The sequence below is a fragment of the Micromonospora sp. NPDC048839 genome (genome assembly GCF_040649915.1).
Classification (GTDB): domain Bacteria; phylum Actinomycetota; class Actinomycetes; order Mycobacteriales; family Micromonosporaceae; genus Micromonospora.
Genome location: NZ_JBEZGL010000005.1, coordinates 228842 through 249483, shown reverse-complemented (window position 1 = coordinate 249483; position 20642 = coordinate 228842). Strand labels below are relative to the sequence as shown.

Annotated in this window: 21 protein-coding genes; 10 read left to right on the top strand and 11 right to left on the bottom strand. The window is 71.1% G+C overall.

The genetic code is table 11. The annotated features are described in order from the left end of the window. Nucleotides 1-180 precede the first annotated feature (180 nt). Nucleotides 181-1233, top strand: coding sequence for an NAD-dependent epimerase/dehydratase family protein (locus AB0C25_RS12400; RefSeq protein WP_357372428.1), 1053 nt, complete (start codon nucleotides 181-183; stop codon nucleotides 1231-1233). A gap of 157 nt (nucleotides 1234-1390) precedes the next feature. After that, nucleotides 1391-3781, top strand: a complete 2391-nt coding sequence (locus AB0C25_RS12395) for a discoidin domain-containing protein (RefSeq protein ID WP_357372426.1) — start codon at nucleotides 1391-1393, stop codon at nucleotides 3779-3781. A 692-nt stretch (nucleotides 3782-4473) separates the two neighbouring features. Here the strand turns inward: AB0C25_RS12395 and AB0C25_RS12390 are convergent. Together AB0C25_RS12390 and AB0C25_RS12385 are read right to left on the bottom strand one after the other, a co-directional pair. Continuing rightward, nucleotides 4474-4599, bottom strand: a complete 126-nt coding sequence (locus AB0C25_RS12390; RefSeq protein WP_357372424.1) for a hypothetical protein — start codon at nucleotides 4597-4599, stop codon at nucleotides 4474-4476. 464 nt (nucleotides 4600-5063) lie between these two features. Continuing rightward, nucleotides 5064-5930: a metallophosphoesterase gene (locus tag AB0C25_RS12385; RefSeq protein WP_357372422.1), complete on the bottom strand. Its 867-nt coding sequence runs from the start codon at nucleotides 5928-5930 to the stop codon at nucleotides 5064-5066. A 139-nt stretch (nucleotides 5931-6069) separates the two neighbouring features. On the opposite strand from AB0C25_RS12385, the gene AB0C25_RS12380 reads away from it, so the two are divergent. Beyond that, nucleotides 6070-6921: an alpha/beta hydrolase gene (locus AB0C25_RS12380; protein ID WP_357372420.1), complete on the top strand. Its 852-nt coding sequence runs from the start codon at nucleotides 6070-6072 to the stop codon at nucleotides 6919-6921. Nucleotides 6922-7010: 89 nt separating this feature from the next. Here AB0C25_RS12380 and AB0C25_RS12375 read toward each other — a convergent pair whose 3' ends face one another. From AB0C25_RS12375 to AB0C25_RS12350, 6 genes are all read right to left on the bottom strand, one after another. Then, entirely contained in the window at nucleotides 7011-8006 is a 996-nt protein-coding gene (locus tag AB0C25_RS12375; protein ID WP_357372738.1) for a methyltransferase, read from the bottom strand. Between the two features lie 71 nt (nucleotides 8007-8077). Then, nucleotides 8078-8707: a hypothetical protein gene (locus AB0C25_RS12370; RefSeq protein WP_357372418.1), complete on the bottom strand. Its 630-nt coding sequence runs from the start codon at nucleotides 8705-8707 to the stop codon at nucleotides 8078-8080. Further along, entirely contained in the window at nucleotides 8704-10116 is a 1413-nt protein-coding gene (locus AB0C25_RS12365) for a selenium-binding family protein (protein ID WP_357372416.1), read from the bottom strand. Before AB0C25_RS12365 ends, AB0C25_RS12370 begins: the two co-directional genes overlap by 4 nt. 14 nt (nucleotides 10117-10130) lie before the next feature. Then, nucleotides 10131-10862, bottom strand: a complete 732-nt coding sequence (locus AB0C25_RS12360) for an ABC transporter ATP-binding protein (protein WP_357372414.1) — start codon at nucleotides 10860-10862, stop codon at nucleotides 10131-10133. Then, nucleotides 10835-11668: an ABC transporter permease subunit gene (locus AB0C25_RS12355; protein WP_357372412.1), complete on the bottom strand. Its 834-nt coding sequence runs from the start codon at nucleotides 11666-11668 to the stop codon at nucleotides 10835-10837. Before AB0C25_RS12355 ends, AB0C25_RS12360 begins: the two co-directional genes overlap by 28 nt. Beyond that, entirely contained in the window at nucleotides 11665-12642 is a 978-nt protein-coding gene (locus AB0C25_RS12350; RefSeq protein ID WP_357372410.1) for an aliphatic sulfonate ABC transporter substrate-binding protein, read from the bottom strand. Before AB0C25_RS12350 ends, AB0C25_RS12355 begins: the two co-directional genes overlap by 4 nt. Before the next feature lie 178 nt (nucleotides 12643-12820). Between AB0C25_RS12350 and AB0C25_RS12345 the strand changes: the two genes are divergently transcribed. Beyond that, a complete protein-coding gene (locus AB0C25_RS12345) occupies nucleotides 12821-13996 on the top strand; it encodes an LLM class flavin-dependent oxidoreductase (protein WP_357372408.1) in 1176 nt (391 codons plus the stop codon). Nucleotides 13997-14057: 61 nt separating this feature from the next. On the opposite strand, the gene AB0C25_RS12340 is transcribed toward AB0C25_RS12345, so the two are convergent. The 3 genes from AB0C25_RS12340 to AB0C25_RS12330 form a co-directional block, all read right to left on the bottom strand. Further along, nucleotides 14058-14399, bottom strand: coding sequence for a DUF1036 domain-containing protein (locus AB0C25_RS12340; RefSeq protein ID WP_357372406.1), 342 nt, complete (start codon nucleotides 14397-14399; stop codon nucleotides 14058-14060). Between the two features lie 3 nt (nucleotides 14400-14402). Then, complete coding sequence (locus AB0C25_RS12335) at nucleotides 14403-14780, bottom strand: hypothetical protein (protein ID WP_357372404.1); 378 nt, start codon at nucleotides 14778-14780, stop codon at nucleotides 14403-14405. Between the two features lie 386 nt (nucleotides 14781-15166). Beyond that, nucleotides 15167-15571 carry a hypothetical protein gene (locus AB0C25_RS12330; RefSeq protein WP_357372402.1) on the bottom strand — a complete coding sequence of 135 codons (405 nt, stop codon included), beginning with the start codon at nucleotides 15569-15571 and terminating at the stop codon, nucleotides 15167-15169. A 277-nt stretch (nucleotides 15572-15848) separates the two neighbouring features. On the opposite strand from AB0C25_RS12330, the gene AB0C25_RS12325 reads away from it, so the two are divergent. From AB0C25_RS12325 to AB0C25_RS12300, 6 genes are read left to right on the top strand one after another with little or no spacing between them, the layout of a single operon-like run. After that, nucleotides 15849-16151: an urease subunit gamma gene (locus AB0C25_RS12325; RefSeq protein WP_355389727.1), complete on the top strand. Its 303-nt coding sequence runs from the start codon at nucleotides 15849-15851 to the stop codon at nucleotides 16149-16151. Continuing rightward, a complete protein-coding gene (locus tag AB0C25_RS12320; RefSeq protein WP_357372400.1) occupies nucleotides 16148-16480 on the top strand; it encodes an urease subunit beta in 333 nt (110 codons plus the stop codon). Before AB0C25_RS12325 ends, AB0C25_RS12320 begins: the two co-directional genes overlap by 4 nt. Then, nucleotides 16477-18180 (top strand): urease subunit alpha, encoded by a 1704-nt coding sequence (locus tag AB0C25_RS12315; RefSeq protein ID WP_357372398.1) that lies wholly within the window; start codon nucleotides 16477-16479, stop codon nucleotides 18178-18180. The genes AB0C25_RS12320 and AB0C25_RS12315 overlap by 4 nt, the downstream gene beginning before the upstream one ends. After that, nucleotides 18180-18998 (top strand): urease accessory UreF family protein, encoded by an 819-nt coding sequence (locus AB0C25_RS12310; RefSeq protein WP_357372396.1) that lies wholly within the window; start codon nucleotides 18180-18182, stop codon nucleotides 18996-18998. The genes AB0C25_RS12315 and AB0C25_RS12310 overlap by 1 nt, the downstream gene beginning before the upstream one ends. After that, nucleotides 18988-19770, top strand: coding sequence for an urease accessory protein UreG (gene ureG, locus AB0C25_RS12305; RefSeq protein ID WP_357372394.1), 783 nt, complete (start codon nucleotides 18988-18990; stop codon nucleotides 19768-19770). The genes AB0C25_RS12310 and ureG overlap by 11 nt, the downstream gene beginning before the upstream one ends. Beyond that, nucleotides 19770-20486: an urease accessory protein UreD gene (locus AB0C25_RS12300; RefSeq protein ID WP_357372393.1), complete on the top strand. Its 717-nt coding sequence runs from the start codon at nucleotides 19770-19772 to the stop codon at nucleotides 20484-20486. Before ureG ends, AB0C25_RS12300 begins: the two co-directional genes overlap by 1 nt. The last annotated feature ends 156 nt before the right edge of the window (nucleotides 20487-20642 follow it).

Below are 20642 nucleotides of genomic sequence, written 5' to 3'. Positions count from 1 at the left end.
GACAAAACCCCAAACAGGGCCAGATAGGTAAAAACGGGACTTCTTGGCCTGAAGTGCCGATAGGAGCCTTCGAGGTTGGGCGAAAAGTCCTGTTAGGGGTTGTTTGGTGGGTTACTGTCGTGCCCGGCCATCTTGGTTTCCGAAGCGGGCCGACAGCCCCGTCGTTCCAAGGAGTTCCACATGGACCTGCCAGTACCAGCCGTGGGCGTCGAACCGTCGACCGACCTGACACCCCGGCGCGTTCTTGTCACGGGCGGTGCCGGTTTCATCGGCAGCCACGTGGTCGCCCGGCTGATGCTGATGGGCAGCCAGGTCCGGGTGCTCGACAACTTCTCCACCGGCCGGCTGGAGAATCTGGCGGACGCCGCCTACGGCGGACTGACCGAGGCGGACGTCGTCACCGGTGACATCCGTACCCCGGAGGGCGTCGACATCATCCACCAGTGGCAGCCGGACGTGGTGGTGCACCTCGCCGCGCAACCGAACGTGCCCGCGGGCCGCCGCTCACCGCTGTACGACGCCGACGTGAACGTCTTCGGCACCGTCAACGTGCTGGACGCGTGTGCCCGCAGCGGCGTACGGCTGGTGGTCAACGCGGCCAGCAGCGCCATCTTCGGCAGCGTCCCCGCCCACGACCTGCCGGTCCGCGAGGACCACCCGATCGCGCCGATCAGCCCGTACGGCATCAGCAAGGCCGCCGGTGTGCACTACCTCGACTGGTACGGACGCCAGCACGGAATGTCGTACACGTCGATGGTCTTCGGCAACGTCTACGGGCCACGGCAGGAGGGCGGCGACTGCGGCGTCGTGTCCCTGATGGCCGATGCCCTGCTCGGCGGTCGCCAGGTGGTGATCTACGACGACGGCACCCAGTCGCGGGACTTCATCCACGTCAGTGACGTCGCCGAGGCGGTGGCCGTCGCCTGTCTGCACAACGGGGTGGGGTTGGTCAACATCTCCTCCGGGCGGCAGACGAGCATCAACGAGGTGTACGACACCGTCCGCGAGGCGTCCGGCGTCGGCAACGCGGCCCGGTACGAGCCGTTGCCCTGGCCGGGCGAGGTGCGCAACATGGCGTTGGACACCAGGAAGGCGCGCGAGCTGCTCGGGTGGTACCCGAAGGTCAACTTCACCGAGGGCGTACGGATGACGGTGCGCGACGCCCGTCGACGCCAGGGTGGTCGACCTCTCACGCCGGTGCGCGACGTCGAACGGGTGATGGCCTCCCAGTAACGGACCCGGCCGCAGCCACGCACGGCTACGCACGCTGGGCACCCCTAATTCCCGTCAACTGGCAAGTATTTTCATAGATCCGTCCCACTCTTGCGGTGCGGCATTCACTGCTGCCACGATGGCCGTCAATGCCTTCCGTCCCGAAGGAGTGGTCCCCATGGCGGTCTCCCGCCGCAGGTTCGTCACGTCGGTGCTGGGCGGGTCCGCCCTCGCCGCCGCCTCCACCACCGAACTGCTCACCACCCTGGCCAGCCCCGCCTCCGCCGCCAGTCCCCCCGGGGACGTGGTCGGCAAGGTGACCGTCGGCTACCAGGGCTGGTTCAGCGCCCCCGGCGACTCCGCGCCGATCGGCGGCTGGTGGCACTGGAGCCGCGACCGGTTCCAGCCGCCCTCGCCCGCGAACACCACGATCGTGTCCTGGCCGGACATGCGCGAGTACACGCGCAGCTACCCCACCGCGTACCCCAACCTGGGCAACGGATCGCCGGCCACCCTCTTCTCCTCCTACGACCAGCAGACGGTCGACACCCACTTCCGGTGGATGCAGGAGTACGGCTGCGACACCGCCGCCCTGCAACGCTTCAACCCGACGGGCGACGAGGGGCCGACCCGCGACGCGATGACGCTGAAGGTCCGCTCGGCGGCCGAGCGCCACAACCGCAAGTTCTACATCATGTACGACGTCACCGACTGGCTGACCATGCAGGCGGACATCAAGACCGACTGGACGACGAAGATGTCCACGCACACCGCGTCCAGCGCGTACGCCCGGCAGAACGGCAAGCCGGTCGTCTGCATCTGGGGCTTCGGCTTCAGCGAATCGAGTCGCCCCTTCACCCCCGGACCCTGCCTGGAGGTCATCAACTGGTTCAAGGCGCAGGGCTGCTACGTCATCGGTGGTGTGCCCACCTGGTGGCGGCTGGGCCGAGAGGACTCCCGCCCCGGCTTCCTCGACGTCTACCACGCGTTCAACGCGATCTCGCCCTGGATGGTCTACCGGACCGACACCCTGGAGGGGCTCGACTCGTACTACAACAACGTCAACATCGGCGACATGGCCGACTGCGCGGCCCGCGGCATCGACTACCTGCCCTGCGTGATGCCCGGTGACCTCGCCGGTGGGCACCGCCGCCACGGCGACTTCTACTGGCGGCACATCTACAACATGGTCCGGCTCGGCTCCCAGGGCCTCTACGTGTCCATGTTCGACGAGTACAACGAGGGCAACCAGATCGCCAAGACCTCCGAGACCCAGGCCACCACCCCGGCCGGCGCGAACATCCGCGCCCTGGACGAGGACGGCGTGGCCTGCTCCTCCGACTACTACCTGCGGATCACCGCCGACGGCGGCCGGATGCTCAGGGGTCAACTCGCGCTCACCGCGGTCCGCCCCACCCCACCGACGACCGGCACCCCACCGCCGGCGACCGGTAACCTGGCCGCCGGCCGGCCCACCTCGGCGAGCAGCCAGGGCGATGGCTTCCCGTCCGGCAACGCGGTGGACGCCAACGCCGGCAGCTACTGGGAGAGCGGCGGGGGCTCCTTCCCGCACTGGTGGCAGGTCGACCTCGGCGCCAGCCACCAGGTCAACAAACTCGTGGTACGACTCCCCGCCGGCTGGGGCTCGCGTACCCAGACCATCACCGTGCAGGGCAGCGTCGACGGCGGATCGTTCAGCACCATCGCCGGGGCCTCGGCGTTCGCCTTCGACCCGGCCACCGGCAACACCGTCACGCGCACGCTGACGACCACCACGACCCGCTACGTCCGTCTCAGCATCAGCGGCAACACCGGCTGGCCGGCCGCCCAACTCGCCCAGGTCGAGGTGTACGCCTCAGGCGGCACCACCACCGACAACCCGCCGAGCACGCCGAGCGGCCTCACGGTGACCGGCAAGACGTCGAGCAGCGTGTCCCTGGCCTGGACGGCCTCCACCGACGACAACGGGGTGACCGGTTACCAGGTACGCCAGGGTGGCAATGTGGTCGCCACCGTCACGGGCACCACGGCCACCGTGAGCGGGCTGAGCGCGTCCACCGCGTACACCTTCACGGTTGTGGCCCGCGACGCCGCCGGTAACACCTCCAGCGCGTCCTCGGCGGTCACGGTCACCACGGACGCCGCGGCCAACGCGGACCTCGCCCGGGGTCGGTCCACCTCGGAGAGCAGTCACGTCCAGAGCTACGGGTCGGGCAACGTGGTCGACGGTGACGCGAACAGTTACTGGGAGAGCGCCAACAACGCGTTCCCGCAGTGGGTGCAGGTCGACCTGGGTTCCGCGCGCACGGTCGGGCGGGTGGTGCTGAGGCTGCCGCCGTCGTCGTCCTGGGGCAGCCGGACGCAGACCGTCGCGGTGCAGGGCAGCGCGGACGGGGGCAGTTTCGGCACGCTGTCGGGTTCGGCGGGGCGCACGTTCGACCCGGCGTCCGGCAACCAGGTGACGATCACCTTCGGTGCCGCGCAGACCCGTTACGTCCGGATCACCGTCACCGGCAACACCGGGTGGCCGGCCGGGCAGTTGTCGGGCCTGGAGGTGTACGCGAGCTGACCGGGCCTGGGCGGTCGCCGGACGCGGACCGGTGGCCGCCCATCCCGTCGAGTCCCAGGCCCTGTCGGTGCGGGTCGACGACGGACAGAAGATCAGTGACGACAAATCGCGAAAGCTCGAGCTCTGCCGCAGCGGTGAGTGTGAACGTCCCACCCACCGCCTCCGGTGTCCATCCCGTGCCCAGGCCGTAACGGACAAGTTCGAGGACGTCCGCAGCTGTCGGGTACGGATACGACTCCCCGCTGCCGTGCACGTCGGTCTCGACGTACCGATGGCCAGGGGCAGCGGTGGGCCGTTCGGTCACGTCGACCTGTAGGGCGCGACCGGCTTTTCCTGCACCCCACACGCGGAGCCTCATGCAGCGAATCAGGCGGCCGTCAGGGCCAGACGCGGATCGGATGTCGATCCTCCAGACGAACTCCCGGCCGTCTATGTGTAGCTTGCGTAGCCTCGACCTCATCCGTCGATGCTTCCAGCCAGGCGGTCACCGCAAGGCCCCGACCCCGATGACCGGCCCGTCGTCCAGGGCGCGCGGTCGCCGGGGTCGCTGGTGCAGGCGTACCGGATGACCTCGTCGTTGCTGGTCCCCGCCCCGGCGATCATGAGGTTGGCGGACCCCGTGGAGATCGAATCGGCCGTCAACCTCATGATCAACGGGGCAAGGCGAGTGCGGCCGGCGCAGGCCGGTGTGGCTACCACGGCCAGTGCTTGGCCAGGTTGGTCGGGTTGTCGCCTGGCGACACCACGAACGCGCAGGAGCCGCTGTCATCGAGCAACAGAAAGCGGGACGCGAGGTCGTCGCGTTCCTCAGGAGTCATCTCCTGAAAGGGGGCTGTTAGCTCGACGCCACAGGTAGGGCTGATCACCGCCTGGCGCAGGGTGAATTGGCCGTCGGCTGCCGGCCGAGCATCGGGGTGCCTACCTGCTCGACGCCGCGCGGGCGTACCTGCAACTGGGTGACCTGCGTGGTGCAGCCACGCGCCATGGTCGACGCGGACGGTGTCGCGCCCGCCGAGGTCCGGCGTCGGCCATTGGCACGTACCCTCATCGCAGATGTCGCCCGCGCCAGGCCGGCAGCGGCCGGCGGACGCGACTGGCGACGTTGGTCGGCCTCACCCGGCCGTGAGTAGCCGGGTCAGCCTCCCGACTGTTGGGAAAGCGCTGATGATCGACTCGGTTTTGGCAAACTCGCGGTGTCCCAGCGGCTCGGACACCCCGGTTTCAAGAAAGCCGAGTCGATCTTGGGTCGCGCCGGCTGGCGCGACGCCGACGGTGGTCGGTCCTACCCGTTGACCGACGCGCGCTGGCGGAAGTCCTCCGCGGGGTTGATGGTGCGCACCGGATCGGGCACCGACCCGCGTCGCCGCCACTCGCGCGGGTAGCCCAGCGAGACCTCCTCGAACCGCACCCCGTCGTGGTGCGTGGTGCGGGGGATGTGCAGGTGCCCGTAGACCATCGTGGCCGCACCGAAGCGCAGGTGCCAGTCGCGGGTGCGGACGGTGCCGCACCACTGGGCGAACTCCGGGTACCACAGCACGTCGGTCGGCTCGCGCACCAGCGGGTAGTGGTTGACGAGCACGGTCGGCAGGGACGGGTCGAGTGCGGCCAACCGGCGCTCGGTCTCGGTGATCCGGGCGTCGCACCACGCCTCCCGGCTCGGGTACGGGTCGGGGTGCAGCAGCGCCTCGTCCGTGCACACCACCCCGGCCTTGTACGCCAGGTCCAGTGACTCCTGCTTGGTGCTCGCCCCGGGCATCCGGAACGTGTAGTCGTAGAGCACGAAGAGGGGGGCGATCGTGGCCGGGCCGCCCACGCCGTCCCAGACCGGGTACGGATCCTCGGGGGTGACGACGCCCAGCCCACGGCACATCCGGACCAGTGCCTCGTAGCGCGCCACGCCGCGGAGCTGCACCGGGTCGTTGGGTGGCGTCCACAACTCGTGGTTGCCCGGCGCCCAGACAACCTTCGCGAACCGGGTGCTCAGCAGCGCCAGTGCCCACTCGATGTCGTCGTACCGTTCGGCCACGTCACCGGCGACGAGCAACCAGTCGCCGTCGTGGTCCGGGTGTAGCTCCTGGACGAACGAGCGGTTCTCCGGGTGGGCGATGTGCAGGTCGCTGACGGCCCGCAGCCGCGGAGATGGGCTCACCCCTTCGAGGCTAGGCGTCGCGGCCCGATCGGAACAGGCCCTCCCGGCGTTCCTGGGCGATTCCCGTCGCCGGCATATCCGCCGAGTCGGCGGGAAAGCCGCGACGTCCGACAGCCCGAGACCGGAGCAGGAGACAAACATGCCTTTCATCACCGTGGGAACGGAAAACTCCGCGCCCATCGACCTGTACTACGAGGATCACGGTTCCGGTAAGCCGGTGGTGCTGATCCACGGCTTCCCGTTCAACGGAGCAACCTGGGAGAAGGTGACCAACCAGTTGCTCAACGCCGGATACCGGACGATCACCTACGATCGACGCGGATACGGCAACTCGGCCCAGCCGACGTTCGGGTACGACTACAACACGTTCGCGGCGGACCTGGACGTGTTGATGACGGAGCTGAACCTGAGCGACGTGACCCTGGTGGGTCACTCGATGGGCACCGGCGAGGTCATCCGCTACCTGGGCAACTACGGCTCCCAGCGGGTGAGCCGAGCTGTGGTGCTCAGCCCGCTGCAACCCATGCTGGCCAAGGCCTCCGACAACCCGGAGGGTGTCGACCGGAGTCTCTTCAAGGGGTTCCAGGACGCCATCATCAAGGACCGCTTCGCGTACCTGACGTCGTTCTGCGACGCGTTCTTCAACCCGGACCAGAACATGGGCAAGCGGGTCAGCGAGGAGGCGTACCGGGCGCACTGGCAGATCGGCGCGATGGCCTCCGCCAAGGGCACCCATGACAGTGTGGACGCCTGGCAGGAGGACTTCCGCCCGGACCTGCCGAAGGTCGACGTGCCACTGCTGATCGTGCAGGGTGACCAGGACCGGGTGTTGCCCTATCCGGTGACCGGCCAGCGGCTCGGGCCGATGATGCCGACCGGCAAGCTCATCACGCTCAAGGGCGCGCCGCACGGCATCCCGTGGACCCACGCCGAGGACGTCAACAAGGCGATCATGGACTTCATGAAGCAGCCGGCCAAGGCTCGCGCCTGACCCGTACCGGTAGCCGATCGGACGCCAGCGCCATGCGGCGCCGCGGCACCCGGCCCACGGTTCGCACCGGGGCCGGGTGCCGCCGTCGGTCAGGGCCGGCGGGCCACCACCGCGCCGTTGGCGCCGGGGGCGTCGAACGGCACGGTACGCACGTCGACGAAACCGGCGTCGGCGAGCCAGGCCGTGTACTCCGCGCCCGAGTAGTTCCGGCCGCCCTCGGTCTCGACAAGCATGTTCATGCCCATCAGCGCCGCCTCCGGCGGACCGGTGCGCTCGTCGTTGAGCAGCAGCTCACACACGACGATCGCCCCACCGGGCGGCAGCGCCGCGTGGCACCGGGCCAGCAGCGCCCGGTTGGTGGGCTCGTCCCAGTCGTGCAGGATCATGCTGAGCAGGATGACGTCGTGCCCGCCCGGCAGCGCCGGGTCGACGAGGAAGTCCCCGGCGACCGCGTCGATCCGCCCGGTCAGACCGGCCTCCGCGATCCGCTCCCGCGCCCGTACGCAGACGTGCGGCAGGTCCAGCACCGTCGCCCGCAGGTCGGGCAGGCGGCGGCAGAACTCGATCGGGAACGCCCCCGCACCGCCGCCCACGTCGAGCAACCGGTGGTGCGCGGAGAAGTCGTACGCGTCGGCCAACGCGCTGGCGGTGAAGCTGGACGTGGAGAACATCGCGTCCCAGAACTGCGCCAGCATCGCCGGGTCCTCGGTGTCGAACATCGACTGCTGGGACTCCGGGTCCCAGGTCAACGGCCGATCCGTGCGCAGGGCCTCGCCGATGCGGTGCCAGGGCAGGTAGGTGCGCAGGTCCGAGTAGCGCACCTGCGCGCCGAAGTAGTACGGGCGGCCTTCGACCAGGAACTGCTCGGACAACTCGGTGTTGCGGTAGCCGTCGCCGGCCTTCTCCAACAGGCCGAGCGAGGCGGTGGCGGCCAGGAACAGGTCCGCGGGCCGGTCGGGCAGCCCGAACTCGGCGGCGACCTCGTCGACGGTCATCGTCCGCCCGCCGGCCAACCGGGTGAACAGGCCGAGCTCGACGCCGACCGCGAGGGTCTTGAACCCCCAGACACCGGCCACCAGACGCATGAGGGGAGTGGGAGTGGGAGTGGTCACGGAAACATCAGATCATAGGTTGCCGAAGTCCACGACGGTCGATCTCACGCCCGGATGAGGGTCACCAGTCCGGCCGCGACCAGCACGCCGGCCCAGAGCCGATCCACGTTGAACCACGCCCGACGCAGCACCCCGACCCCGAGCACCTGGTAGACCAGCACCGCCACGGCCAGGGCCGTACCGAGCATGGCCACGGTGTGCACCCCCGCCGCCGCGAGCCCGGACAGCGCACCCACCGGCGCGGCGGCCAGGTGCCCGGAATGACCCCCGGACACCGGCGCGGCCACCAGCAGCGGCACCAGCATCAGCCCCGCGCCGTGCGCCGACGACATGAGGAACGACCAGCCGGCGAGCTGCGCCGAGGACAACCGCATCCCCGCCCACCGGAAGTGCCGTTCGGAGAGCAGCCGCCACAACCCGAACCCGACGAGCAGCACACCACCGACCACCGCCACGGCGGTGCTCGCCGTCACCGACCGGGTCGCGCTGACCAGCGCCGCGACGACACCCACCGAGGCGAGATGCCCGGCCGCGATCGGCGGCAGCGACCGCAGCAGGGCCGCCCGGCTGCGTTCCTGCAGGCCCCGGGCCACCGCGAACAGCCAACCCATCGCCGGGTTCAGACCGTGGAACGCGCCGAGCGCGACGAGCGTCACCCAGGTGCCGACGGTCACGGGAAGCAGTACGAGTCGGAGGACGCGTCCCCGCCCTGCAACCGGGTCTGGTGCACCCGCAGCCCGCGGAACTCCTCCCCGTGCGGGAAGAACCGATCGTCGGGGGTGAGCCCGCCGGCGTCCACGTCGACGTCGAGCTTCGCCAGCCAGGCCCCCACCCCGTCGGGGTAGAACTGGTCGTCCCACGCGCCGTAGAGGGAGTTGCTGACGTAGACCCGCCGGCCGTCCCGGCTGACCTCGACCATCTGCGGGCCACCCGCGAGGGGCTCGTCCGGTGCGGACGGGTGTGCGGTGCGACGCACGATCCCGCCGAGGTGCACCGAGCCGGTCTGCACGGGGTGCAGCGGGTCGCTGACGTCGTACTGGCGCAGCTCGCCGGTGCCCCAGCAGGAGACGTAGAGGAAGCGGTCGTCGACCGACAGGTCGATGTCGGTCACCAGTGGCGGCACCGCGCCGAACGGCTTGAGCAGGTCGGGCAGATCTGCCGGGTCGGCCGGCTCGGCCGGGATGTCGATCACCTTGGTGACCGCCCAGGCGTCCCCGTCCCCGTCCCGGTGCCACAGCCAGACCGAGGCGGACAGGTCCTCGACACTGATCACCACCCCGACGAACCCGTACGACTGCGTCGGGTCGTGCGCCGGACGCAGCTCCAACGGCATCTGGTACGCCTCGCCCAGGTCGACGCGCTGCACGTGTCGACGCCTCGCGAGATCCCAGAAGTGGATCGCGTGCCCGTAGCGTCGGCCCAGCAACAACTCACCGATGATGCCGTCCTCGATCATCGACGGGGTGCCCCACTCGCTGGTGACCAGCACGTCCTGGGTGAGGTGCCACCACACGTCGTACGCCAGGAACTGCGGACCCCGGTCGGACTCCCACGCTCCGCGTACCTCGAACGTGGTGTGATCGAGGATGGCGACGCCGCCCGGCCCCTCCGCGCCGTCCGCGCCGCCGAGGGCGGAGAGATAGATGCCGTCCGGGCCACAGTGCACGGTGTGCGGGCGCGAGTAGCCGGCCTTCTTCGCCAACTCCTCCGCCCCGATCACCTTGACCACCTGCGGTTGGCGCGGATCGGGTTGCGTGTCGAGCACGTGGATGCGCGACGACCGCAGACCGGGCACGATCAGGTAGCGCCGCTCCACGTGCGGGTGCGGGGCGGTCGGGCAGAGCGCGCTGCTGCACGCGTTCCACCCGAAGTGGTGCAGCTCGTCGCCGAGGTGCGGCAGGTCCGTCCAGCCGACCACGGTGCCGTAGGCGGGGGAGTCGGGATCGGTGTCCAGCACCACGATGGCGTCCGGACGGCTGGCCGTACGGTCGAAGGCCGCCACGTAGGCGAGCTTCTCCGCCGGTGCGGTCGCCGCCTCCGAAGGGGAGGGGTAGAAGGTGGGATCGGGGGTCCAGCGGGTCATCGGATCTCCGCTCGTCAGGTGGTGGGAACGCCGAGTCGGTCGAGCAGGTGCCGGCGCAGCGCGCCGAAGGCCGGGTCGTCCGGCGTACGGGTGGGGGCCAGGTCGACGGGCAGGTCCGCGGCGATGCGGCCCTCGTCGAGGAGCAGGATGCGGTCGGCGAGCAACAGCGCCTCCTCCACGTCGTGGGTGACCAGCAGGGCGGCGAAGCTGTGCTCGGCGCGCAGCCGGCGCAGCAGGACCTGCATCCGCAGTCGGGTCAGCGCGTCCAGGGCGCCGAACGGCTCGTCGAGCAGCAGCAGGTCCGGTTCGCGGACCAGTGCCCGCGCGACGGCCACCCGTTGCGCCTGCCCACCGGACAGCTCAGCCGGCCAGGCGCGGTCCCGTTCGGCGAGCCCGACCTCGGCCAGCGCGCGCTGGATCCGACCGGCGGTGTCCGCGCCGGACAGTCCGAGCCCGACGTTGGGCGCCACCCGTTTCCAGGGCAGCAACCGGTGCTCCTGAAAGACCACGGCGGCGGTGCCGTGCACGACGATGTCGCCGCTGGCCTCGCCGTCGAGCCCGGCGAGAATCCGCAGGAGGGTGCTCTTGCCGGAGCCGCTGCCGCCCAACAGCGCCACCACCTCGCCCCGGGCGATGGTCAGGTCGACCCCGGCCAACACGACAGTCGGCCCGAACGCCCGGTGCACCGCGTGCGCGGTCAACACCGGCGTCGTACCGGTCAGGTGGCCCGCAGCCCGCGACGCCATGTCAACATCCTCCTCTCCAGCACCCGCAACGCAAGGTCGGATATCAGCCCGAGCAGGGCGTAGACGAGCAGGCCGAGCACCACCACGTCGGTCTGGCTGAACTCCCGCGCCTCCATCATCAGAAAGCCGATCCCGGTCTGGGCGTTGACCTGCTCACCGACGACCAGGCTGAGCCAGGCCGCGCCGATCGCCAGCCGCAGGCCGAGGAAGAGGGAGGGCAGCGCGCCGGGCAGCACCACGTGCCGCAGTCGGGCGGCCTGCCCCAGCCCACAGGTACGGGCGGCCTCCACCAGCCGTTCGTCGATGTCCCGGATGCCGGCGTAGGTGTTGAAGTAGATGGGGAAGAACGCGCCCAGGGCCACCAGGCTGATCTTGAGCGACTCACCGATGCCGACCCAGATGATCAGCAACGGGACCAGGCCCAGGTGCGGCAGCATGCGGGCCATCTGCACAGGTGGGTCGACCAGGTCGTCACCGAGGCGCAGCAGTCCCGCCACCGTGCCCAGGACCAGCGCCAGGACGCCGCCGATCAGCAGCCCCGCCCCGGCGCGGGTGAGCGAGTCCAGCAGGTGCACGAGAAGCGTCCCGTCCCGGGTCAGCCGCCAGCCGGTGGCCAGGACGTCACTGGGCGCGGGCAGCTTCTCCGGTGCCAGCAACCCGGTCCGGGCGGCCAACTCCCAGCCCAGGACCAGGACCACCGGGCTGATCAGCCGCCGGTAGCGCCGAGTCGATCTCGGGCGCCGAGGCGTGACGGGCGCGGCGGTCACGACCTCGGCGGGAGGCTCGGCGAGCGTCGTCCGGCTCACTGGAAGACCGCGCTGAACCGGTCGTCGACCCGGGATCGCAGGTCGACCGGCCCCGGAATGAGCTCCAGGGCGATGAAGCTGTCGGTGATCGCCTGGAGCTCGTCGCCGATGGCCGGGGTCACCGGGGCGAGGGGCCGGGCGCTGCGGGCCAGGGCGCGGGTGGTGACGTCCTGCGGGATCTTCAGCTCCGGCGCGAGGGTGCTGGCCCGCTCGTCGGGGTGGGCGATGCCCCAGTCGGTCACCTCGCGGTAGCGCTGGAGGAACGCCCGGATCTCGTCCGACCGCTTGTCGACCGCGCCGGGGGCGGCCAGGACGTACTCGCGGTTGCTGGCCAGCCCTGTCGCGTCCGCGAGCACCTGGACCCCCGGCTGCTCGGCCAGCGCGAAGTACGGGTCCCAGATCACCCAGGCGTCGACCTGGCCGCCGTCGAACGCGGGCCGCCCCTCGGCGGGCTTGAGGTACTTGACCTGGATGTCCTTCAAGGTCATGTTGTTCGCCTTGAGGAGCTGGACCAGCAGCCAGTGCACGTTCGACCCCTTGTTCAGCGCCACCGTCTTGCCCTTCAGGTCGGCGAAGGTGCGGTAACCGCGGTCGGCCTTGACCAGCACGGCCTCGCCCTGCGGGATCGGCGCCGAGGTCCCGATGATGGAGAACGGGATCTTCCCGGCGGCGGCGAAGACGGGTGGCGCCTCGCCGACCTGTCCGATGTCGACGGACCCGGCCTTGAGGGCCTCGGTGAGCGCCGGGCCACTCTCGAACAGCGACCACTCCACGTCCGGCGCGGCGCCGCGTGCCTTGACCAGGCTGAGGCCGCCGAAGCGCTGGTACCCGATCCGGAGCTTGCTTCCGCCTTCCCCGGCGTCGGCGGAGCCGCCACAGGCGCTCACCGCGACGGTGGCGAGCAGCGCCACGGTGGTGAGCGCGGCCGTCAGGAGGCGGTGACGCGGGGGGCGGCTCGTTGACGGGGTGGGCATGGCGGCTCCTCGGGTCGGGCATACGGGGGTAGCGGCGCATCGACAGGTGGCGGCGCCGGCAGTAGCCTACTAACCCGATAGGTTTTATGGGTAGGCTGTCGGCGTGATCGTCCCACCCCTCAGGAGGTGCCCGCCGCAGCGCGTGCGCCGTCCGTCCCCGTTGGAGGAAAGAGCCGCCATGACCCTCACCTTCCACTGGTTCCTGCCCACCAACGGCGACAGCCGGGACATCGTCGGTGGCGGGCACGGCGTGCCGACCGGCGCCGCCGGAGGATCCCGTCCGGCCAGCGTGGCGTACCTGGGACAGATCGCCCGCACCGCCGAGCAGCTCGGCTTCGTCGGCGCGCTCACCCCGACGGGCGCCTGGTGTGAGGACGCCTGGCTGAGCACGGCGATGCTGACCGAGGTGACCGAGCGGCTCAAGTTCCTGGTCGCCTTCCGACCCGGCCTGACCTCACCCACCCTCGCCGCCCAGATGGCCTCGACCTTCCAACGGCTGTCCCGGGGCCGGCTGCTGCTCAACGTGGTCACCGGCGGCGAGTCGTCGGAGCAGCGGGCCTACGGTGACTTCCTGGACAAGGACGCCCGGTACGCGCGGGCCGACGAGTTCCTGCACGTGGTGCGCGCGCTGTGGCGCGGCGAGACGGTCGACCACGCCGGCACCCACGTCCGCGTCGAGCAGGCGCGGCTGCACCGCCTGCCCGACCCGGTCCCGCCTGTCTACTTCGGTGGGTCCTCCGCCGCCGCGCTTCCGGTGGCGGTGCGCCACAGCGACGTCTACCTGACCTGGGGTGAGCCCCCGGCGCCTGTCGCCGCCAAACTGGCGCGGGTCCGGGCGCTGGCCGCCGACGCCGGGCGAGAGGTGCGCTTCGGCATCCGGCTGCACGTGATCGCCCGGGACACCGCCGAGCAGGCCTGGGCACAGGCCCACCGGCTGCTCGACGGCATCGCCGAGGCCGACATCCGGGCCGTGCAGGACGGGCTGCGCCGCAGCGAGTCCGAGGGGCAGCGCCGGATGCTCGACCTGCACGGCGGCTCCCGCGACGGCCTGGAGGTCGCGCCCAACCTGTGGGCCGGGGTCGGGCTGGTCCGTGGCGGGGCCGGCACCGCGCTCGTCGGCAGCCACACCGAGGTCGCCGACCGGATCGCCGAATACCACGCCCTCGGCATCGACGAGTTCATCCTCTCCGGCTATCCGCACCTGGAGGAGGCGTACTGGTTCGGTGAGGGCGTGCTGCCGATCCTGCGCGACCGTGGCCTGTGGCGGCACCCCGACGGACCGCCCGGCGTGGCGGAGAACATCGATGTGCCGTTCGCCGCGATGCCCACGCCGCAGCCGGCCGCGGCCCACTGACCGGCCGACTGGGTTCTGGCTCGCGGACCAGCCCTGATCGGGCCTGAGCGGGAGCAGCGGCTCACGCTACGAGATTGACCGTGTGCTTGTCGCTGGGTATGTAGACCTCGCGGAGCCCGACGACCCGCGAGTTGGTACTGCCGGTATTCGAGCACCAGCTGAAGGCGGTCTGCGGGACGTAGATGGGTCCGTACTGGCCGGTCCACACCGTGCCGTCGGCGGCCTCGGCATAGTAGTAGGCGTAGCGATTGTTCGTGTTCAGCACGTACGCTTGGCCGCCGTTGTCAATGGTCCACCAGCCCCGGGTTCCCCACGAGGAACCGTCGGAGTTGCATCCGGTGTCGTAGTGCATGATCGCGACCCAGATCCGCGGGCCGTAGCTGTTGCGGAAATGCAGCTGCATCGCTCAGCCCTCCACGGTCCACGGCGCCTGGCGGCGGCTCAGCGGGGTGTTGATGATGCGGCTGTGGTTGGGGGCGAGACGGGCCCCTGAGGCGGTGGCGGGCGCGGGCCCCGTCGCCTGGCCCGGCCGGACGTTGGTAATGCTCCCGGTGCGGGCCCGGTTCGCCTGCTGGGGGGCGATCCCCGGTGCCGGCGGGGCGCCGAAGCCGCCCGGCGCGTCCGGGGCAGCCGGCGCACTGGTGTCATTCGCTGACGCGCCGGCACCGACCGCGGTGATGCCGGCGGCAGTCAGGCCGAGCACGCCGCCGATGCGTAGGAGTACGCGCCTGGTGAACGACGCGTCGGCGGGATCGGGTGGATTAGGATACGGGGAATCAGGCATAAGTCGGTCCCTTTCTGACTGCCTTCTCCTGCGCGGCGGATCTGGCCGATTCGGGCGGTCGTTGATCCGACAGGCGATAAGGATATTGGCGCTTCCGTATCGAAGGTATGACGCCTGTTGTGAGCCGGTCCAGAGTTTGGAAGAAGGGGCACAACCCGAAAAATCCCGAATGACCATGCTGAATGCCTAGCCTAATTCCCCAACTGTCTGAAATCGGCCTCTCGCATCGTGCTCATGCTCGTCGATCAAGGGCAAGAGCGCATGTTTTGATCTCCGATCCGCGCGCTTTTGCTCAAAGTCGCGGCAAATCCCTCGATCCACGCGCATTCCGGAGCTGGTGGGTGGGTCGTCGTTGCGGCATTCGCCGCGGCTGTGTGGGCTCGCGGCTAGCCCGGCCGACCGGCCCGGCGTTGGGCGAACCGCCGCGCCGGGAAGCTGACCGCGATGCTGCCGGCCGCCATGCCCAGCAGCACCAGGGTCCCGCCAACCACCCACAACCCGCTGTCGTCGGTCGACGCGGCCCGCCACGACCAGGCCGCCGTGAACGCCACGGCCATCACCGGCGCCACCAGCCACGGGCTAAGCCGCGTCCCGGCTAGCGCGGCCAGCAGCACGAGCGTCAACACACAACCGATCACCTGCCACGGCTCGTACGGGCCGCTGGTCGCGCCGGTCTGCTCGTCGACCGTGTACCGGGTGTCCCAGCCCAGCCAGAGGATCCACGACCCGACCGTGGCCGTCGCCAGGAACAGAACACCGAGCAGTGCCCGCGTACCCCTCGTCGCCGTCATCCGGCGATCATGCCCTGCGATCCGTGCCGGACTGTTGCCTCGGTCGGTGGCGATCCTCTACGGTCTGCTCAGCGGTGGGCGGTGCGGTCCGCATCCGACCGGACACCGCCGGTTGCCCGTCGTTCGGGCCGGGATGGTGGAGTCCCGGGTCGACCCGTCGGCGGCGGCTCGGCGGTCGTGTGACTCCAGCTCGTAATCCCGGGTGTGTTGCTGCCCGGCGTGGCTCACTGCGGAGCCGACGACGAGCGGGGCACGCTTACCCCACCGGGAGAGCCCCGTGTTCCTCAGTCCGCACGAGCAGGACCGCCTGCTCGTCCACGTCGCGGCCGATGTCGCCCGCCGCCGCCGCGAGCGCGGCCTGCGCCTCAACTATCCCGAAGCCGTCGCGCTGATCACCGCGTTCCTGCTCGAAGGTGCCCGCGACGGCCGGTCGGTGGTCGACCTCATGTCGGCCGGCCGGACGGTGCTCGGCCGCGACGACGTCCAGGACGGCATCCCCGAGCTGCTGAGGGAGGTGCAGGTGGAGGCGACGTTCCCGGATGGCACCAAGCTGGTGACGGTGCACCACCCGATTCCGTGATCCCGGGGGAGATCCTGCCGGCCGCCGGCCCAGTCGAGATCAACGCGGGTCGCCCGGTGACCACCCTGCTCGTGGTGAACACCGCCGACCGACCGGTGCAGGTGGGTTCGCACTACCACTTCGCCGAGTGCAACCCGGCGCTGGCGTTCGACCGGGCTGCCGCCTGGGGGCAACGGCTCGGGGTGCCGGCGGGGACCTCGGTCCGCTTCGAGCCGGGCATCAGCCGCAGCGTCGACCTCGTCCCGTTCGGGGGAGCGCGCATCGTGCCAGGGCTGCGCGGAGAGTGCGCCGGCCCGCTGGACCCGCCGGCCGACGGGTCCCCGGAGTGAGCGCCGTGCGGCGGGACCGCTACATCGACCTGTACGGCCCTACGACCGGTGACCGGATCCGGCTGGCCGACACCAACCTGCTGATCGAGGTGGAGACCGACCACTGCGTCGGCGGCGACGAGGCGGTCTTCGGCGGCGGGAAGGTGATCCGCGAGTCGATGGGGCAGTCCCGGGCGACCCGCGCCGAAGGGGCACTGGACACCGTCATCACCGGTGCCGTGGTACTCGACCACTGGGGAGTGGTCAAGGCCGACGTGGGGCTGCGCGACGGACGGATCGTGGCACTCGGTCGGGCCGGCAACCCGGACACCATGCCTGGCGTCCACCCCGACCTGGTCATCGGCCCGGCGACCGAGGTGATCGCCGGCAACGGGCGGATCCTCACCGCCGGCGCGGTGGACACCCACGTGCACTTCATCTGCCCGCAGATCGTCACCGAGGCGTTGGCCAGTGGCATCACCACGATGGTCGGCGGCGGCACCGGGCCGGCCGAGGGCACCCGGGCGACCACCGTCACGCCGAACGCCTGGCACCTGGCCCGGATGCACGAGGCCCTGGACACCCTGCCGGTCAACGTGTTGCTGCTCGGCAAGGGCAACACCGTCTCCACCGAGGCGCTCTGGGAGCAGTTGCGGGCCGGCGCGGGCGGTTTCAAGCTGCACGAGGACTGGGGCACCACTCCGGCGGCGATCGACGCCTGCCTGCGGGTGGCGGACGCCTCCGGGGTCCAGGTGTCGATCCACACCGACACGCTCAACGAGGCCGGTTTCGTGGCCGACACCCTGCGGGCGATCGGCGGCCGGGCCATCCACTCGTACCACACCGAGGGCGCCGGCGGCGGGCACGCACCGGACATCATCACCGTGGCGAGTGAGCCGAACGTGTTGCCGTCGTCGACGAACCCCACCCGGCCGTACACCGCCAACACGCTCGCCGAGCACCTGGACATGTTGATGGTCTGCCACCACCTCAACCCGTCCGTGCCGGAGGACCTGGCCTTCGCCGAGAGCCGCATCCGCCCGTCCACGATGGCCGCCGAGGACCTGCTGCACGACCTCGGCGCGATCTCCATCATCGGCTCCGACGCGCAGGCGATGGGCCGGGTCGGCGAGGTGATCATGCGAACCTGGCAGAGCGCCCACGTGATGAAGGACCGGGTCGGCGCGCTGCCGGGCGACGGGGCCGCCGACAATCACCGAGCCCGACGGTACGTCGCGAAGTACACCATCTGCGCGGCGATGGCCAACGGGTTGGAGGACGAGGTCGGCTCGGTCGAGCCGGGCAAGCTCGCCGATCTGGTGCTCTGGGATCCGGCGTTCTTCGGCGTACGACCGCACCTGGTCATCAAGGGCGGCATGATCGCGTACGCCCAGATGGGTGACGCCAACGCGTCCATCCCGACGCCGCAGCCGATGTTGCCGCGGCCGATGTTCGGGGCGTACGGGGCGGCGGCGGCCGCCACCAGCGTGGCCTTCGTGGCGCCGGCGGCCCTGGACGCGGGGCTCCGCCTGGACGTGCGACGCCGGGTGGTGCCGGTAGGTGACGTGCGGTCGCGGGGCAAGGCCGACCTGCCGGAGAACAACGCGATGCCCCGCATCGAGGTGGACCCGGACACCTTCACGGTCCGCATCGACGGGCAGGTGGTGGAGCCGGACCCGGTGACCCGGCTGCCGATGGCCCAGCGGTACTTCCTGTTCTGATGGCGACACCGAGCCTGCTGTTGCTGGTGGCCGACGGACGCTTCCCGGCCGGGGCGCACGCGCACTCCGGCGGCCTGGAAGCGGCCGTCGCCGCCGGGCGGGTCACCGACCTGGCCTCGTTGGACGCGTTCCTGGCCGGACGGTTGGCCACCGCCGGCCTGGTCGGGGCGGCCTTCGCGGCGGCCGCACACCGGGCGGCGAAGCTGGGGGGCGCCGACGTGGTCGAGGCCGCGGGTCCCGTCGACGTGGTCGACGCCGACGGGTCCGTGACGGGCGGGTCCGCGACGGCCGGGTCTGCGGCGGGTGCGTCCGTGGCGGGCGGATCGGCGTCCGCCGGGTCCGCCGCGCGGTCGCACATGCTGGCCCAGCTCGACGTGGAGCTGGACGCACGTACCGCGTCGCCGACGTTGCGGACGATCTCCCGGCGGCAGGGTCGAGCGCTACTGCGCGCGGGTCGGGCCATCTGGCCGGACGCGCCGTTCGGTGACCTGCCCGCGACGTCCTGCGGCATACACCAACCGCTGGTACTGGGGCTGCTCTGCGCCGCGGCCGGGCTGTCCCGCGTCGACACCGCCACGATCGCCGCGTACGGGACGCTGACCGGCGCGGCCAGCGCCGGCGTACGCCTGCTCGGCCTCGACCCATACCAGGTCCAGGCCCTGTTGGTCGGCCTGGCCGACTCCTGCGACCGCACGGCGGCCGACGCGGCGCGGGCCGCTGACGACCCACCGGAACGGCTGCCCGCCGCGGCCGCTCCGCTCGCCGACATCCATGCCGAAATCCATGCCACCTGGGAGGTGCGTCTCTTTGCGTCCTGACACCGTTGTGCCGAACGCTGTGCCCGCCGTCGATCCGACCACGCAGCCGATCACCGCTCCCCACGACGAGACCGTCCCGCACACCCACCCGGAGCCGGGGGTGGACCCTCATCCGCCGCTGACACCTGCGGGTCGTGCCCTGCGGGTCGGCATCGGCGGCCCGGTCGGATCCGGCAAGACGGCACTGGTGGCCGCGCTCTGCCGTGCCTTCGCCGACGAGTTGCGGCTCGGGGTGGTGACCAACGACATCTACACGACCGAGGACGCCGACTTCCTCCGGCGGGCCGGAGTGCTGGACCCGGCGCGGATCCGCGCGGTGGAGACCGGGTGCTGCCCGCACACCGCGATCCGCGACGACATCGGCGCGAACCTGGACGCCATCGACGAGCTGGCCGAGACGGTCGGCCCGTTGGACCTGGTCCTGGTGGAGAGCGGCGGGGACAACCTGACCGCGACCTTCAGCCGGGGTCTGGTCGACCGGCAGATCTTCGTGGTCGACGTGGCGGGAGGGGACAAGGTGCCGCGCAAGGGCGGGCCGGGCGTCACCGCCGCCGACCTCCTCGTGATCAACAAGACCGACCTGGCGCCGATGGTGGGTGCCGACCTCGCCGTCATGGATCGCGACGCGCGAGCCCGACGTGGCGACCTCCCGACCGTCTTCCTGTCCATCGTCGGTGACACGACGGCGAGTACGGTCGCCGACTGGATCCGGCACGAGCTGGCCCACCACGCCACCGCGCACCCACGTGCCGTGCCGGCCGTTGCGGTCTGATGCGGGCATCCGCCCGACTGGTCGCTCGGGCCGACGGTCGGGGTGGGACCGTCCTGGTCGAGCTGCACGGCGAGACGCCGCTGCTGTTGCGCCAGACCCCGGCCGACCGCGGTGTCGCCACCGTGCACCTCGTCGGTGGGGCGGCTGGGCCGCTCGCCGGCGACGATCTGCGCCTGGACATCGAGGTGGGTCCGGGCGCGGCGGTCCGGGTGCACACCGTCGCCGCGTCGATCGCCCTACCCGGCCGGCCGGGTGCCGTGTCTCGGATGGCGGTGCGGGCGGTGGTGCACGCCGGAGCCACGCTGCACTGGCTGCCCGAACAGCTGGTCGCGGCGGCCGGCTGCGCGCACCTCGCCGAATCCCGGATCGACCTGGCCGCCGGCGCGAGCCTGCGCTGGCGCGACGAGCTGATCTGCGGCCGGTACGGCGAGGCGCCCGGCGGGGCCGTCGTGCACACCCAGGTCGACTACGGGGGCCGGCCGCTGCTGCGGCAGTCCCTCGCCGTGGGGCCACAGGCACCCGGCTGGGCCGGACCGGCGGTGCTCGACGGCGCGCCGGCCACCGGATCGCTGCTGGTGGTCGACCCGTCGCGACCCGCCGAACCTCCGACGGTCGAGGGCAGCGTCGCCCGGTTACCGCTGGCCGGCGGCCCGGCGACACTGTGGACCGCCACCGCCCCCGATGCGCACACCCTGCGGGCCCACCTGACGTCCTAGCAGAACCGGCGCTGGCTTGTCGTGCGGCGCTGGCCGTCGTGCGGCGCTGGCTTGTCGTGCGGCGCTGGCCGTCGTGCGTGGTGTCGGCCCTGGTGGCCGTCCGCCCGGCGGTGCCTTGCTCCCGAGCGCTATACCTGTGAGTCATAACTATGACTC

Bases quoted from the DNA above. Each gene is read 5' to 3' on its own strand.
- AB0C25_RS12400 (WP_357372428.1), top strand. From the start codon at position 181: ATGGACCTGCCAGTACCAGCCGTGGGCGTCGAACCGTCGACCGACCTG.
- AB0C25_RS12395 (WP_357372426.1), top strand. From the start codon at position 1,391: ATGGCGGTCTCCCGCCGCAGGTTCGTCACGTCGGTGCTGGGCGGGTCC.
- AB0C25_RS12390 (WP_357372424.1), bottom strand. From the start codon at position 4,599: ATGACTCCTGAGGAACGCGACGACCTCGCGTCCCGCTTTCTGTTGCTC.
- AB0C25_RS12380 (WP_357372420.1), top strand. From the start codon at position 6,070: ATGCCTTTCATCACCGTGGGAACGGAAAACTCCGCGCCCATCGACCTG.
- AB0C25_RS12375 (WP_357372738.1), bottom strand. From the start codon at position 8,006: ATGCGTCTGGTGGCCGGTGTCTGGGGGTTCAAGACCCTCGCGGTCGGC.
- AB0C25_RS12365 (WP_357372416.1), bottom strand. From the start codon at position 10,116: ATGACCCGCTGGACCCCCGATCCCACCTTCTACCCCTCCCCTTCGGAG.
- AB0C25_RS12360 (WP_357372414.1), bottom strand. From the start codon at position 10,862: ATGGCGTCGCGGGCTGCGGGCCACCTGACCGGTACGACGCCGGTGTTG.
- AB0C25_RS12350 (WP_357372410.1), bottom strand. From the start codon at position 12,642: ATGCCCACCCCGTCAACGAGCCGCCCCCCGCGTCACCGCCTCCTGACG.
- AB0C25_RS12345 (WP_357372408.1), top strand. From the start codon at position 12,821: ATGACCCTCACCTTCCACTGGTTCCTGCCCACCAACGGCGACAGCCGG.
- AB0C25_RS12340 (WP_357372406.1), bottom strand. From the start codon at position 14,399: ATGCAGCTGCATTTCCGCAACAGCTACGGCCCGCGGATCTGGGTCGCG.
- AB0C25_RS12335 (WP_357372404.1), bottom strand. From the start codon at position 14,780: ATGCCTGATTCCCCGTATCCTAATCCACCCGATCCCGCCGACGCGTCG.
- AB0C25_RS12330 (WP_357372402.1), bottom strand. From the start codon at position 15,571: ATGACGGCGACGAGGGGTACGCGGGCACTGCTCGGTGTTCTGTTCCTG.
- AB0C25_RS12310 (WP_357372396.1), top strand. From the start codon at position 18,180: ATGGCGACACCGAGCCTGCTGTTGCTGGTGGCCGACGGACGCTTCCCG.
- AB0C25_RS12300 (WP_357372393.1), top strand. From the start codon at position 19,770: ATGCGGGCATCCGCCCGACTGGTCGCTCGGGCCGACGGTCGGGGTGGG.